This window comes from Rivularia sp. PCC 7116 (genome assembly GCF_000316665.1).
GTDB lineage: Bacteria > Cyanobacteriota > Cyanobacteriia > Cyanobacteriales > Nostocaceae > Rivularia.
In genome coordinates this window covers 4668845-4682339 of sequence record NC_019678.1, presented here as the reverse complement: position 1 = coordinate 4682339, position 13495 = coordinate 4668845, and the positions used below count along the sequence as shown (strand labels likewise).

17 protein-coding genes are annotated in these 13495 nt (G+C 37.5%); 8 read left to right on the top strand and 9 right to left on the bottom strand.

All coding sequences use genetic code 11. The features are described from left to right. Positions 1–299: 299 nt before the first annotated feature. Positions 300–1394, top strand: coding sequence for a phosphotransacetylase family protein (locus tag RIV7116_RS18215; RefSeq protein ID WP_015119774.1), 1095 nt, complete (start codon positions 300–302; stop codon positions 1392–1394). A 62-nt stretch (positions 1395–1456) separates the two neighbouring features. Here the strand turns inward: RIV7116_RS18215 and RIV7116_RS18210 are convergent, their stop codons facing one another. Together RIV7116_RS18210 and RIV7116_RS18205 are read right to left on the bottom strand one after the other, a co-directional pair. Further along, complete coding sequence (locus tag RIV7116_RS18210) at positions 1457–1876, bottom strand: 2TM domain-containing protein (RefSeq protein WP_015119773.1); 420 nt, start codon at positions 1874–1876, stop codon at positions 1457–1459. A 78-nt stretch (positions 1877–1954) separates the two neighbouring features. After that, complete coding sequence (locus RIV7116_RS18205) at positions 1955–2434, bottom strand: DUF4188 domain-containing protein (protein ID WP_015119772.1); 480 nt, start codon at positions 2432–2434, stop codon at positions 1955–1957. A gap of 90 nt (positions 2435–2524) precedes the next feature. Here RIV7116_RS18205 and RIV7116_RS18200 point away from each other — a divergent pair, with 90 nt between their 5' ends. From RIV7116_RS18200 to RIV7116_RS18185, 4 genes are all read left to right on the top strand, one after another. Continuing rightward, the gene (locus tag RIV7116_RS18200) at positions 2525–3061 is read left to right on the top strand and encodes a PadR family transcriptional regulator (RefSeq protein WP_044292018.1); all 537 of its coding nucleotides are present in this window, start codon (positions 2525–2527) and stop codon (positions 3059–3061) included. Positions 3062–3167: 106 nt separating this feature from the next. Beyond that, positions 3168–3674 (top strand): DNA-processing protein DprA, encoded by a 507-nt coding sequence (locus RIV7116_RS18195; RefSeq protein WP_015119770.1) that lies wholly within the window; start codon positions 3168–3170, stop codon positions 3672–3674. A gap of 318 nt (positions 3675–3992) precedes the next feature. Then, positions 3993–4415, top strand: a complete 423-nt coding sequence (locus tag RIV7116_RS18190; protein ID WP_044291030.1) for an MAPEG family protein — start codon at positions 3993–3995, stop codon at positions 4413–4415. A 116-nt stretch (positions 4416–4531) separates the two neighbouring features. Then, positions 4532–5023, top strand: coding sequence for a YajQ family cyclic di-GMP-binding protein (locus tag RIV7116_RS18185; protein WP_015119768.1), 492 nt, complete (start codon positions 4532–4534; stop codon positions 5021–5023). A gap of 252 nt (positions 5024–5275) precedes the next feature. On the opposite strand, the gene RIV7116_RS18180 is transcribed toward RIV7116_RS18185, so the two are convergent. Both RIV7116_RS18180 and RIV7116_RS18175 read right to left on the bottom strand, forming a co-directional pair. After that, complete coding sequence (locus RIV7116_RS18180; RefSeq protein ID WP_015119767.1) at positions 5276–5833, bottom strand: glutathione S-transferase family protein; 558 nt, start codon at positions 5831–5833, stop codon at positions 5276–5278. Between the two features lie 648 nt (positions 5834–6481). Continuing rightward, on the bottom strand, positions 6482–6946 hold the full coding sequence (locus RIV7116_RS18175; RefSeq protein WP_015119766.1) for a hypothetical protein: 465 nt from the start codon (positions 6944–6946) through the stop codon (positions 6482–6484). A 139-nt stretch (positions 6947–7085) separates the two neighbouring features. Between RIV7116_RS18175 and RIV7116_RS37380 the strand changes: the two genes are divergently transcribed. Then, the gene (locus tag RIV7116_RS37380; protein ID WP_256380820.1) at positions 7086–7208 is read left to right on the top strand and encodes a hypothetical protein; all 123 of its coding nucleotides are present in this window, start codon (positions 7086–7088) and stop codon (positions 7206–7208) included. A 65-nt stretch (positions 7209–7273) separates the two neighbouring features. Then, entirely contained in the window at positions 7274–8023 is a 750-nt protein-coding gene (locus RIV7116_RS18170) for a tetratricopeptide repeat protein (RefSeq protein ID WP_044292017.1), read from the top strand. Positions 8024–8235: 212 nt separating this feature from the next. Here the strand turns inward: RIV7116_RS18170 and RIV7116_RS18165 are convergent, their stop codons facing one another. Beyond that, entirely contained in the window at positions 8236–8643 is a 408-nt protein-coding gene (locus RIV7116_RS18165; protein WP_015119764.1) for a hypothetical protein, read from the bottom strand. A gap of 267 nt (positions 8644–8910) precedes the next feature. Continuing rightward, positions 8911–9006 carry a photosystem I reaction center subunit XII gene (gene psaM / locus RIV7116_RS18160; RefSeq protein WP_015119763.1) on the bottom strand — a complete coding sequence of 32 codons (96 nt, stop codon included), beginning with the start codon at positions 9004–9006 and terminating at the stop codon, positions 8911–8913. A gap of 223 nt (positions 9007–9229) precedes the next feature. Here psaM and RIV7116_RS18155 point away from each other — a divergent pair, with 223 nt between their 5' ends. Beyond that, complete coding sequence (locus RIV7116_RS18155; protein ID WP_015119762.1) at positions 9230–10480, top strand: FGGY-family carbohydrate kinase; 1251 nt, start codon at positions 9230–9232, stop codon at positions 10478–10480. A 173-nt stretch (positions 10481–10653) separates the two neighbouring features. Here RIV7116_RS18155 and RIV7116_RS18150 read toward each other — a convergent pair whose 3' ends face one another. The 3 genes from RIV7116_RS18150 to RIV7116_RS18140 all read right to left on the bottom strand — a co-directional run bounded on the left by RIV7116_RS18150 (position 10654) and on the right by RIV7116_RS18140 (position 13314). Beyond that, positions 10654–11166 (bottom strand): hypothetical protein, encoded by a 513-nt coding sequence (locus RIV7116_RS18150; RefSeq protein WP_015119761.1) that lies wholly within the window; start codon positions 11164–11166, stop codon positions 10654–10656. 140 nt (positions 11167–11306) lie between these two features. Next, positions 11307–12362, bottom strand: coding sequence for an ADP-ribosylglycohydrolase family protein (locus tag RIV7116_RS18145; RefSeq protein ID WP_015119760.1), 1056 nt, complete (start codon positions 12360–12362; stop codon positions 11307–11309). A gap of 22 nt (positions 12363–12384) precedes the next feature. Next, positions 12385–13314, bottom strand: a complete 930-nt coding sequence (locus RIV7116_RS18140; RefSeq protein WP_015119759.1) for an N-acetylglucosamine kinase — start codon at positions 13312–13314, stop codon at positions 12385–12387. Between the last annotated feature and the right edge of the window lie 181 nt (positions 13315–13495).

Genomic DNA, 13495 nt, shown 5'->3' with positions numbered 1-13495 from the left:
GCGCAGTATGTCCGAAGCCTATAAAACCTCAGTAATCTTCTATGCCCTATTCCCTATTCCCAGTTCCCTAGCCCCTATGAGCTATTCGGGCAATCAGCTAAATTTAACTATTAACTATTTATAGATAAATGACTCTATTGCCCTAGTTCGACCTAAAATTAGGGAACGCCCAAACAGTTTTTAGGTTATTAGTAATCAACTGTTTAAACATGGTGCCTATTAGCAATTAGTCGCTGATGGTAGAAATACAAAGCACTTAATGTTGAAAATTTTATACCGTTGAAATTAGGAGTGCGTGCGTGCCAAAATCCCCTAAATATTTACTGATTGGGTCAACTGAGGCTTCCAGTGGTAAATCGGCAACTATCTTAGGTTTGTCTAATCAGATACGTCAAAACGGGCTTGATATCGCTTATGGCAAACCCCTTGGTAAGTGTTTGAGAGAGTCTGAAGGAAGTTTGATTGAGGAGGACGTAGAATTTATTACCCGAAGCCTTAATTTATCTCCTAACCAAGTAGTGCCTACATTACTTGCTTTAAGCGAAACTACACTAAAACAACGTCTTTGCGGCGATGACACAACCGATTATCAGCAAGTTTTAAAGAACGAATATTTACAACATAATTCAGGTGATTTAGTTCTCATAGAAGGTTCTGGCAACTTATCAGAAGGTAATTTGTTTGATTTATCTTTGATGCAAGTGGCAAATACCTTGGATGCTAAAGTGCTTCTGGTATTTCGTTATAAGTCATTGCTGTCCATTGAAGAATTGTTATCTACAAAGCAGCTAATTGGAGAACGCTTAATTGGTGTTGCGATTAATGATGTTCCTGCTTCGCATTTACAAGCAGTTGAAAATACCATGCGTCCTTTTCTAGAACAACAAGGCATACCCGTGTTGGGCGTATTACCTAATAATAATTTACTACGTAGTATTACTGTCCGCGAACTGGTTAATCAACTGAATGCACAAGTTTTATGTCGCGGCGATCGCCTGAATTTATTAGTGGAAAGTTTGGCAATTGGTGCGATGAATGTCAATGCTGCGGTGAAGTATTTTCGCAAACGTCAAAATATGGCGGTAGTTACTGGCGGGGATAGAGTCGAAATTCAGCAGGCTGCATTGGAAACTTCCACCCAATGCCTGATTCTGACGGGACAATTACCACCTCCATCTTTTATTCTCAGCCGCGCCGAAGAATTAGAAATTCCGATTCTATCCGTAGATTTGGATACTCTTAGCACTGTAGAAATTATTGAGCGTGCTTTCGGTCAAGTTCGCGTCCACGAACCAATAAAAGTTCAATGCGTTGAGCATTTGATGACCGAAAATTTTGACATCAACCGCTTACTATCTTTAATGGATTTGACTCCAGTAACTACATTATCGTAATCGCAAATAATTTATTGCTAATTCCAATAATCAAGAAACCCGGTTTTTTTAAACTGGGTTTTTTAACATCCAGATTTGTCACAACTCATATAGGATTGCCGCATATCTTGAGAATTTTCTTCGACACGAGTAACTTTCAAGTTATGCATAAACAGCCCCAATCCCCAACCTGAAAGCGGATAAATTGCCCAAAAATCACGGGGAGTTGTCGTTAAATTCAGCACTACTAAGAATACATTTACCGCTAAAAATGAAATTAGGTGCGCTTTAAATTCTCGACGCATAATTTTACGACGAGCTTGTTGTTGTTCGTTTGCTTTGGCTTGAGTTAACCATTGTTGTTCTGCCCCTTCAAGCAATTCGGAAGAAATTCCTAACTCTGTTGCCATCTCTGAAAGCTGTTTCTTAGTAAAGGATTCTTCCTGTTTGCGTGTCATTGCTAGTTGAAGAATTTTTTGTACGTCATCCGAACTGTAAGCCATCTTAAATATCTCCTGAAGATTAAATAAGTAATTAGCAGCAAGTAGCAATTGGAAAAGAAGTTTTGGGAAATACTATGCTCAATGCCCACTCTCCACGCGCTGACGAGCAGTTTCGCTTCTTCGCTTCACGGAAACGTGCTTGGTTGCCGCAGCTAATCCGAAAATCGGCATATTTGCATATACGGCTTCGTAATTTCCTGGGTTAATCAAATAAGTTTCATGCCAAATCCCAACGCTACCATCAGCACCCACTACACGATTGAACCGCTGCCAAGCCGAAAGATGAGGCTCTTCCCGGCTGCGAGCAAAACGCTCTAAATCCTCGAAGGAGCGCCAATACTGGATTAATCCTGCTCCTCGTAAATTAAAAAAGTTTTCGCCTCCTAAAAAACCTTTCTCGGGATGCTTGTACAAAGTACGTAGCATCGGTGGCATTGCCATTGCAGTTGGAAGCCATTTACTAAAAGCAAAAAAATTATTTATCCGCATCCCAATCAAAAACACTACAAAGGGTTCATTAGTTTCAGCAGTGAATCTTCCTGGCATTACTTTAGACATGAGAAGCTCCTTGGGGTTTCGCGTTAATATGCAACTAATTGAATATTAGCTAATATGCAACAAGTTGTATATAAGAAAAGGTTAAGAATTATGTCTTTAGCTCATGCAATCTTGGCATCTTTAGTAGATAGTTCCTGTAGCGGTTACGATTTGGCGAAGCGGTTTGATGGCTCTGTAGGCTTCTTTTGGCAAGCTTCACACCAACAGATTTATCGCGAACTATCTAAATTAGATAAACTTGGCTGGGTAATTTCTGAGATAATTCCTCAACAAGGCAAGCCGGATAAAAAAGTTTATAGTGTTACCAAAGAAGGGAAGCTGCAACTGCAAGAATGGATTGCTAAACCCTGCGAACCAATGCCGGTTAGAGATGATTTACTAGTTAAAATATTCAGCGGACATATTGTATCAGAACATACAATATTGCAAGAATTGGAACATCATCGCCAAGCTCATATTGAGAAATTATCGACATACAGAGATTTGGAGCAGAAGTATTTTCAAAATCTCCAACAACTTTCAGACACAGCAAAATTTCAGTATTTAACTCTTCGCAAAGGAATTCGTTATGAAACGCAATGGGTTGATTGGTGTAACGAAGCCATCGAACTACTGAACAAAAATTAAGCTGAAAATTAAGCTAAAAATTGCACGCTCTAACCATAAGTAGGTTCCCGACAACTCTTTCACCTGCTAAAATATCTTGGTCGTTTAATAGCAGTTAAAATCGTCTTTGAGTCAGTCAACAGACCTAGCAAATAACATTGATACATTAGCGCAAGAATTAGCGACTATTCAGCAAATGGGTTCTAAACGAATCGCCGTGCTGGGTTCTCGCCACGTGCCTATTACACACCAGAATCTTATTGAAATGATGACTTATGCCCTGGTTTTATCCGGGAATAGAGTTATCACCTCTGGAGCCACCGGTACAAATTCAGCCGCTATCAAGGGCGCAATGCGAGCCGATCCGAACTTTCTCACGGTAATTTTACCCCAGAGCTTAGATCGTCAGCCTTTGGAATCGCGCCAACAATTAGAACAGGTTATGCATCTGGTAGAAAATTCCAGCAATGACCATTTATCCCTTGCTGAAGCTAGTTACTCATGTAATAAGGAGATAATCTCCCGCTGTCAGCAACTTGTATGCTTCGCCTTTCACGATAGTCGCACTTTGCTGCAAACGTGTAAGGATGCAGAAGAACAAAGGAAAGTGGTAACTTTGTTCTATTTTGATTAATTCTCTCTTTATTCGAGTCGCTTTTATTAGTCATTAGTCACTTTTGTCGGGATACAATCGTTCAATCGTTTGGGAAATGGTGAATGGATGTAATAAGCACTCAGACTAATGACTAGTGAACCTATGAAGTGTTTAGTTACAAAATCGGCAACTTGAAGTAAATTCCATTTTTTTAATGGAAATAAACAAGTGGCTCCGTTCAGTAAATTGCGCTACAGAGTGTCAGAATAGTATCTCGATAATGGTTCGCTTCCTCAACCATTTAAATTCTATAGAAAACAAGCTTTTGCAAAAGCTATCTGTAATAACTGTTTGTTTATGCTAATGTATGTTTCGCAATTGCCCGTGTCAGTCTTATTTCTATACTGTATTGCTGTAGCCTTCCTAGAAATTTACTTGCCATTTCTAGCAGTTGCTTATGCTCGTTTGAGTATTGGTTACGATTATGCCGCACCTCGCGCTATGTTTGATAAGCTTCCACCTTATGCACAACGTGCTACTTGGGCGCATCAAAACTGCTTTGAAACCTTTATGATTTTTGCAGTTGCTGCTTTAATGGCTTATGCAACAGGCGTTGATTCTCCTTTAGCAATATGGGCGGCATTAAGTTTTATTACAGTACGTTTATTGTATTCAGTTTTTTATATTTTAAATATACCCATCTTGCGTTCGCTTATGTATGCTGTTGGTTTAGCTTGTTCTTGCACTTTATTCGTCTTGAGTATCATGCAAGCAAGTTGATAATAGGTAGTGGGTAGTAGAAGAAAACGACAAAGTACTAACAATTAACAATTAACAACTAACCACTAACCACTATTAAAATGTAAAATTACTCATAGAGAAAACTGACAAATTTTATGGCTTCTACTTATTCTTTTGATGTTGTTAGCGATTTTGATAGACAAGAATTGGTTAACGCCGTTGACCAAGTAAACCGAGAAATTAAAGGTCGCTACGATTTAAAAGATACTAAAACGACAGTGGAATTAGGAGAAGATATCATTAAAGTAAATACAGACAGCGAATTTACTTTAGACACTGTAAACGGTATATTGCGAGAAAAAGCAGCCAAGCGTAAACTTTCTCAAAAAATCTTTGAATTTGGCGAACCAGAATCTGCTGGTGGTAATCGAGTTAATCAGGAAATAAAGCTGAAAAAAGGCATTAGTCAAGAAATTTCTAAAAAAATTTCTAAGATGATTCGCGATGAATTCAAAAAAATACAGGCTTCTATTCAAGGAGATGCAGTTCGAGTTACTAGTAAGAATAAAGATGATTTGCAAGCAGTAATGCAGCGGTTAAAAGAAGAAGATTTACCCTGCGCTTTGCAGTTTACAAATTATCGTTAGTTAGTAGTTAGTGGTTAGTGGTTAGTAGTTAGTAGGTTGGGTTAGTCGCACGAAAAATAATGATTTTTACGAAAATTATTTAAAGCGACGTAACCCAACATCTTTTATTGTCGTATTGTCGGCAGTTTGAAATATCTGAATTTCTCAAAATAGTTAATGTTGGGTTACGACACGAAAATATACATTATCGTGACAAATTCAATTCCCTGCTCGTGTCTAACCCAACCTAAAATCTAATTAATCTTCTTAAAATTAACCCCTCGAACCCATAACCTTTTGAAATGCCGGACGTTCGGCAAGTTTCTTCATGTAGCTGGTAACGTTTGAATATTCGCTTAAATCCAGCTTGAGCATCATTGGAATATAGTTGAGCATCGAACCTACCGCTACATCAGCGACGGTAAATTCATTACCTAATAAAAAAGGTTGTTTGCCTAATATTTCATTCAAAGGATTCATTAGTTTAGGCATTTCTTTATCTCGGGTAGCTTCAACAAAAACACCAGGTCCCAAAGTAGCATTTGCGAACAAGCTCCACTGAGAATAAATACCGCGCTCTTGGGGAGAAAGAGTTTTTTTACCGTATTTATCGGCAAGATATAGCAATATTGCGCCGGATTCCCAAAGGATATAATCACCATCGACAATTGCTGGAACTTTTCCCATCGGGTTGATTGCTAGGAATTCAGGTTTGCGGTGTTCTCCTGCTTGCATATCCAGCTTGATGAACTCGTAGGGAATTTCTAATTCTTCTAGATACCAGTGAACAATTGAAGCGCGGCTGAAGGTTCCACCGTAGAGTTTTATCATGGTTTGGATTGTTGGAAGAAGGTTTTGAGTTAATTTTATATTTTATTTAGCCATAGCTGAGATGAAATATTTGGATAATTGTAGATTGTAGGGTGCTTGCTGTGACGGTTTTGATAAACTTGAATAAAAACGATTAATAATCGAATTACCGTCACGCACCATCAGAATATTGGGTAGCATTTCAATTTTTTGAAGCAATACCCTCCCTATAAGGGTATCGCTACAATTACAAAGCCTGCTTCCGCAGGCTTCGATGAATTTGAATAAAAACGTTGGTGCGTGACGGTAATATTAATTCACCTCGTTAAATTTGGAAATTTTTAGTAACCGTCACAGCACCCTAAAAATTTTAATGAAATAAAACTCCTCATTCTCTATTTATTGATTGGTGCGTGACGGTAATGTCAATTAATCTCGTTAAATTTGGAAATTTTTAGTAACCGTCACAGCACTCTACAAATTTTAATGAAATAAAACTCCTCATTCTCTATTTATTGATTGGTGCGTGACGGTAATGTCAATTAATCTCGTTAAATTTGGAAATCTCTCGCAACCGTCACAGCACCCTACATGGAAATTATGAAATAGAAGGACAAATTATGAGGAATTACCCATGCCCATGCCCAACGCCCTATGCCCAATTTCCAATTACAAAACTTTATGAGTATGGGAATGCTGTTTGACGTTGTCGTCTTTACTAACTACTCTTTGAGCGTTTAATACTCGCTTTTTCTCTGTAGAGTATGTAAATTCGCTGTATGTTTCACCTAAAGGAATTAAAGATTTTGCTTCTTCTTTACGCTTGTAGGTGCGTGCTGCTGCAAAAATTCTTTCGCTAAAATCGTTGACTATTTGGGCGGAGTTATCTAATTCTGCTGGTTTGTGGGCTGTTTCACCATCGAATACTTTTCCTAATGTGGTGGCTACAGCTGATTTATAGGATGTAGGAATTCCTTTGAAGAGTGATTCTAAGGATGCGCTAGGAATAGGTTCGATTACGTCAACTTGATGCACTTCACCATCTTCTTTGACAAAGCAAGTTGCTAAACCGATGACTATATAATCATCTGCGGCTAAATCGGGAGCGTCTGGATAAGAAATTGTATTTACCATTTGATTACCTAAATCAGTTATCAGCTACCAGCCACCAGTTACCAGTTACCACTAGCTACTTTAAACTTGGTCACTGTTCACTGTTCACTGCTCACTGTTTAGGGCATTCTACCAGTTGCAACCCTTGAGAAGATGGGGAGTGCTTGAAATTGCAATTATTTGTTATTTATTTTCTGGAATTGGCTGTGAAGCTTTGGTATCTATTATTAATCCTAAACCAGGGAGTATAATTGCTCGCTCGGTTTTGCGGATTGATGGATGATGAATCCTACGAATACAGGGGCACCACCAAAAGCGGACTTACTAACCAACTCAGGCAAGGATGATATGAAGATTCACTTATTTTCAACATTCGGTGACAAGCAAGATAATATCAGTAGAAGTAGTGCTGTGAGATTTACTGCTGATGACCATAGCCACGAGGATAGTATTTGTCAACTATACGCTTATGAAGATAAAGATTTACGCTCCTGTGCTTTAAAATCGGCTAAAACTGGCGATTATAACTTTGCGATCGCGGCTTTGAATCAGTTAATTAAGCGTCATCCTGATAATGCTATTGATTACAACAATCGGGGCTTGGTTTACTTTCAAAGCGGTGATGAACAAAAAGCTGTTCGCGATTTTAATAAAGCCATAAAAATAAATCCCTGTTTGGCTAGCGCTTACAATAACCGAGCTAATTATTACGCTGGGATGGGTGATTTAGAAGCAGCATTAGCAGATTATGAAAAAGCTTTAGATTTAAATCCCAGTTATGTCAGAGCCTGGATTAACCGAGGTATAACTTTGCGCGAGTTGGGGAATTATAACGAAGCTATTGAGAATTTTGAAACGGCGCTATTTTTCGGTAAATTAGAAAGTCATATTTTGGCTGAGAAAGGTAGAACCTACCATATTTGGGGTGAATGGAACTGCGCGTTTGCTGACTATAACCGTGCTTTGAAAAGTTTACAAAATATAAATGCTAATGCGAGTGGAACCCAGAATCAAAATTCACGTCTACGCTTACAAGTAGAAAATTGGTTAAATGAACTACTACTTCCAATGCATCCTGAATGGAAAATCGAGGATTAGGACACAATTACATTTAATAAAATTTAATAACTTATTTTAGCTTCGCTAATAGCTAATAGATGATAACTTGACGATAATAGTCGCAATCCTTAAAGATTAGTTATTAACTATTAGCTGTTAGCTGTTCGCTTAGTATTTCTAGAAGTAATATTTATATACAAACAAAGAGGAATCGCATTTATTCTACGCAAAAATAATATTTCCTCTATATACTAAGGTGTAGATTCTTTGATTTCAGCGGGTGTTGTATTGTTAGTCAATACAATTTGTTTTTGATTGAGAGGTATCCGATTTCCGTGTTGCTGCATAATACTATTAGCTTGACGGGAGTCAAAAGTATTACTAAATTCTGTTCTTAATTTGTTAACACGTTCTTGAGCGGTTTTAACCTCGGTACGCACTTCCCGTAATTTTTCTTGTCCCGACCAGTGATGGGGTAAAAGCTGGCTTAAGGCAGATACAGCAGCTGCGGAAATAGCTAGGTTGACTCCTATTTTTACTGTAGTTTCCAGTGCCATAACTTGATAAGAGCGCTGGCGTAGATGACGCTTAGGGCGAGGAACAGTTCTACGCTGCCGTATAGGTTGTAGTTCTTCTCTTGTGGCTTGAACTGCGTTCATAGTTGGCTCAATCTCCTTAAAAAACTGATTCTTTGCAAATATTTTAGAACCATGCATTTACGGTTTTCTTTTGCTGCCATCTTACTTCATTTTTATCAAACCGCTACACGTAGAGAAATAGTCAAAAAACAATCCCAACAATTCTAAGTGCTTCTTCTTAAGTAATTTACAGCGAATAGCTACAAGTTTCCGGAAGAGATACTTAGTATTGTCAGGATTCTAAACTCTACAAGTTTGTAAAGAAATAAGAACTATTTACTTTATGATTTACTTGTACAGTTCAGTTGCCAAACGCCAAGCTAAAACACCTGGAATTAAAGCTACAGCTAGAGCGATGTAAACTTGAGTGTCTGAAATAGGCATATTGGAAATCTCCTCATCTCGCTAAACGACAGAATACTTCGTATTCTACTTTTCAATGTTTTACCCGAATTAGGAAATAGGTTGTAACAAGATGCAACAATTAAGATGGGAAATTGGGCATTGAACATTGGGCATTGGAGAGTTAGAAGTTATTTAATTTTCAATCTTTAACCTTTAAGCTTTACCCTTTAACCTATAACCTTTAACCTTTAACCTTTTTGAAATGTATTTAGGTATAGATTTCGGGACATCTGGGGCTAGGGGTGTAGCGATCGCCTCTGCTGGAAATATTGTAGAGGAGGTACGATGTCCGTTTGAGATGTCGTTGGAAACAGATTTAATAAATTGTTGGCGAACTGCTTTATTTAGCCTTTTAGAGCAACTGAGCGGGGAATCGCGAGGAGAAATTACCCGCATTGCTATTAACGGTACTTCCTCTACTGTTTTGCTGTGCGATGCTGCGGGGAATCCTGTTGATGCACCCCTACTTTACAACGATGCCAGGGGAGCAGGGATGCGAGAAAAATTGAAAAATATTGCTCCAACCAATCATACTGTATTCAGTGCTACATCGAGCTTGGTAAAACTGTTATGGATGATGCAGTTACCTTCTGTCACGAAAGCTAAATATTTTTTACATCAAGCTGATTGGTTGGGATTCCTTTTGCATGGGAAGTTGGGTATTAGCGATTATCACAATGCTTTGAAACTTGGTTACGATGTGGAAGCATTGCAGTATCCTGAATGGTTAAACAGATTGCACATATCAATTCAACTACCGAAAGTAGTAGTTCCTGGAAATCCTGTAGGAGAATTGCGTTCTGAAATTGCTGCAAAATACAACTTTCCTCGGGATTGTGTAGTTTGTGCGGGTACGACGGATAGTATTGCTGCATTTATCGCTAGCGGAGCAAATTCGACTGGTGAAGCGGTGACTTCTTTGGGTTCGACATTAGTTTTAAAGCTGTTGAGTAGTACTCGTGTAGATAATTCTCAATATGGAATTTATAGCCATCGTTTTGGAAATTTATGGTTGACTGGAGGTGCCTCTAATAGCGGAGGTGCTGTATTAAAGCAATTTTTTAGTAGTGAAGAATTAGAAAGTCTTAGTCAAGAAATAGATATAAATAAATCTAGCGAATTAAATTATTATCCATTATTGGAACCTGGAGAACGTTTTCCAATTAATGACCCAAATTTACCACCTAAATTAAAACCTCGTCCCGATAACAATGTGGAATTTCTACATGGTTTATTAGAAAATATGGCTAGAATTGAAGCGCGAGGATACAAGTTACTGCAAGATTTTGGTGCTGATAATTTAAAGACGGTTTATACCGCTGGTGGTGGTGCTAAAAATACAGTTTGGAGTGAAATTAGAAAGCGATATTTAGGAGTGAGTGTAGTTTCTTCTAGTAATACAGAAGCTGCTTATGGTAGTGCTTTGTTGGCTATGAATGGTTTAAAAAATTAATACATTTCACAATACCCTATAAGGGTATCGCTACATTTACAAAGCCTACCTTCGCAGGCTAAAGAGTTAATAGCCTACGTTAGCGTAGCGTGCGCCTTAGCGCATAGGTAGGTTTTGTTTATATAGCCCCAGGCTTATAGCCTGCGGGAATTTGTTTTTCATAAGTTAAAAAATTAATATTTTAAAGGTATTTTCAAGAATTTTGATATAGCTTTTGCGATTGCAAACGATTTTTCTGGTGTAGCGAAATAACCTATATCAATATATCTTTTAGATTTGAAATATAATCTGACTCGATAGTTTTTAGCATCATCGCTATTCAGATTAATTCTTTTAATCCCTATGAGTACAACGTTTTTTAATGAATATTTATTTCTATATATATGATTTTTAAATAATTCTCTACGCTCGTGAATAATTTTATTACTCTTAAGATTTATTTTAAAATAGTTAGATTCGCTGGTATCAAAACGAATTAATAATATACCGGGAATCAATAATAATAAAGTAAATCCTAATAAAAATAACTTGATTGTCAGATTGCTAGAACTAGACAGGAACCACAAAAATCCTGCCATAAAGAATAAATTTATCACCAATAAACGAAAAGAGAACTTTCTTCTATTTCTTACATCCTTTAAATCGCTTAATACAAGTAGACTAACCGTTCTTTTTACAACTTTCATTGACAATTAGCCTGTTTCCAGCCATAAGTATTTTTCTTGAGTTATAAACTCAGTTATTGTGACTATTTCAAATCATACCTAAAATAATGTTGTGAATTTGATACGGGCAATACGGGAATAATATTTTAAGCGAATATGCTTCAATAAGGTGGAAACAACCGCCGAAATCCATGAAAAATAACTATCAGCAAAAACAAAATATTCCGTAAAAAGATTCCATAAACAGGAAGCGGTAGCGAAGATTGCTTTGTATGTCGCTGACAAACTTCTGCTAATCGAATTCCCAGGGATTCCATCCACTTGATATTCCTAGGATATTCCCATAAATTATCTAGCCATTGCTGTGGAATTCCATCTTTACCAACAGCAGCACCAACAATACCCCCTAAAATCGCTGCGGTTGTATCCGTGTCTCCTCCACAAGCAACTATTTCTAAAATTGCTGTTTGATAATCTTGCTGATATTTTAACCAAGCTTGAATAACTACAGGAACTGTATGATAAATATATCCGGTAATACCTTTACTTGAACCTATTTTTGCAGCAAAGGATTGAGTGGTTTCTTGTGATTCGGCACTATCGCAAGCCTGTTTGATAAGCCAGAGAAATTCAACTTGTTCGGAACCAATTAAATTTTTCAGTTTTTTATAATAAATTTGGGGAGAAATCAATAATTGCTGGCTTGCGGTGGAAGCAGCTAAAGCAACAGCTAAAGCTCCATATTCGGCTTTGATATCGGTATGAGTTAAACGAGTTGATGCTCTGACTAATTCTCGTAACTTTTGAACATCATTTCCATAACAAACACCAATAATTGCGCTTCTCATAGCTGCACCATTACCGGCAGAAAAAACGCCTGATTTATGAGGAGAAAAGCCAAGCCATAATTTGATAATTGATTTTAAAGTTGCGTAACCAATTCCCGCAGGTAAACCGAGTAGCCACCATCGCAAACGAAAAGCTAATTGTTTTGTAAATATCGATGTATTTCCAGCGGAAACTATCAGAGATTGAGCAACCATACAGGTATGTTCCGTATCGTCGGAAATCATACCTTTATTGAAGAGAAAATTGTGGTTTTTTCGGTTTGGGAAAAGTTTATTTTGGCGCTGTTTTGATAAACCTTCGTAAGGTAATCCGAAAGCGTCACCTATTGCTGTTCCTAATAAGCAGCCGGTGATTGATTTTTGATTCATGGGATTAAAAAAAAACCAAAACTCATCCCAAACACCTCAACCCCAACAAACCAGCACCATAAGCAGCTTCAAACTTTGGAAAAATCACTTTCACGTCAACAAAATCTTGCCCAATACAACTAACAAACCTCTCCCAAATCTGAGATTTACCCTTCCAAACACTTCCCGTAGTCACAATCTCAAAATCCTCTCTCCCAACAAAAATCCCATCAATTACAGTAACAGTCGCTTTCACCAACTCACTTACAGCATTATCAATAATTTGATTCGCAACTGGATCGCCTTCAAAAGCAGCATTATCAACAATTGGAGCTAAAGCAGCAATTTCTTTTACCGTTAAGCCCCTGCGATAAACTACTTCGATTAACTCTTCAATATTGCTCAAACCAAAATGATTTGTGAAATCTTCCAGCAAACTTGTAGAAATTTCTCTCCCATCATAAGATTTTAAAGCAGCATTCATTCCCGCGATCGCAATTTGATAAGCGCCACCTTCATCACCTAAAATATATCCCCAACCACCGACTCTTTTAGTTTCTCCTCGATGATTTTTACCGAAAACTATCGCACCAGTACCCGCAGCAACAACAATTCCCGTATCCTTACCAATTCCACCAACCAAAGCAATTAATGCATCGTGAGAAATAATTATATTTTGCGGTTTAATATTTCTAGTGGCAGGTATTTCTTGAACTATATTTTTGACAACTTCTATATCTTGTGTTCTTCCAACACCAGCTAAACCCAAACAAATCGCATCAATTTTAATATTATATTTTTGTGTAAGTGCTGTATTAATAGCAGATTCTATAGAAAATTTTGCAGCTTCAATTCCTACGCTTTGATAATTTGATGAACCAGATTCACCACGTCCAAAAATTTCGCGTTTATCATTCATTAAAACGCAAACTGTTTTACTTCCGCCACCATCAATTCCTAAAACATAAGGCATGGGATTTTAAATTCTCAATTCTAACAATATCTGCATAGCTAAAGTTAGCACCTACTAGGTTTTGTCCTGAGTAATCTGGTGGCATAGTTCTGGAATTAACACAGCAATTCAATATTATTAGTCAGTAATTTGACTGAGGTGATTATACAAAGCTATGGTGAATATTCCGGATTTTAGGTAA

Excerpts from the sequence above, each read along its gene's own strand:
- RIV7116_RS18210 (WP_015119773.1), bottom strand. The coding sequence starts at position 1,876 with ATGGCTTACAGTTCGGATGACGTACAAAAAATTCTTCAACTAGCAATG.
- RIV7116_RS18205 (WP_015119772.1), bottom strand. The coding sequence starts at position 2,434 with ATGTCTAAAGTAATGCCAGGAAGATTCACTGCTGAAACTAATGAACCC.
- RIV7116_RS18200 (WP_044292018.1), top strand. The coding sequence starts at position 2,525 with ATGTCTTTAGCTCATGCAATCTTGGCATCTTTAGTAGATAGTTCCTGT.
- RIV7116_RS18190 (WP_044291030.1), top strand. The coding sequence starts at position 3,993 with ATGCTAATGTATGTTTCGCAATTGCCCGTGTCAGTCTTATTTCTATAC.
- RIV7116_RS18185 (WP_015119768.1), top strand. The coding sequence starts at position 4,532 with ATGGCTTCTACTTATTCTTTTGATGTTGTTAGCGATTTTGATAGACAA.
- RIV7116_RS18180 (WP_015119767.1), bottom strand. The coding sequence starts at position 5,833 with ATGATAAAACTCTACGGTGGAACCTTCAGCCGCGCTTCAATTGTTCAC.
- RIV7116_RS18175 (WP_015119766.1), bottom strand. The coding sequence starts at position 6,946 with ATGGTAAATACAATTTCTTATCCAGACGCTCCCGATTTAGCCGCAGAT.
- RIV7116_RS18170 (WP_044292017.1), top strand. The coding sequence starts at position 7,274 with ATGAAGATTCACTTATTTTCAACATTCGGTGACAAGCAAGATAATATC.
- RIV7116_RS18165 (WP_015119764.1), bottom strand. The coding sequence starts at position 8,643 with ATGAACGCAGTTCAAGCCACAAGAGAAGAACTACAACCTATACGGCAG.
- psaM (WP_015119763.1), bottom strand. The coding sequence starts at position 9,006 with ATGCCTATTTCAGACACTCAAGTTTACATCGCTCTAGCTGTAGCTTTA.
- RIV7116_RS18155 (WP_015119762.1), top strand. The coding sequence starts at position 9,230 with ATGTATTTAGGTATAGATTTCGGGACATCTGGGGCTAGGGGTGTAGCG.
- RIV7116_RS18150 (WP_015119761.1), bottom strand. The coding sequence starts at position 11,166 with ATGAAAGTTGTAAAAAGAACGGTTAGTCTACTTGTATTAAGCGATTTA.
- RIV7116_RS18145 (WP_015119760.1), bottom strand. The coding sequence starts at position 12,362 with ATGAATCAAAAATCAATCACCGGCTGCTTATTAGGAACAGCAATAGGT.
- RIV7116_RS18140 (WP_015119759.1), bottom strand. The coding sequence starts at position 13,314 with ATGCCTTATGTTTTAGGAATTGATGGTGGCGGAAGTAAAACAGTTTGC.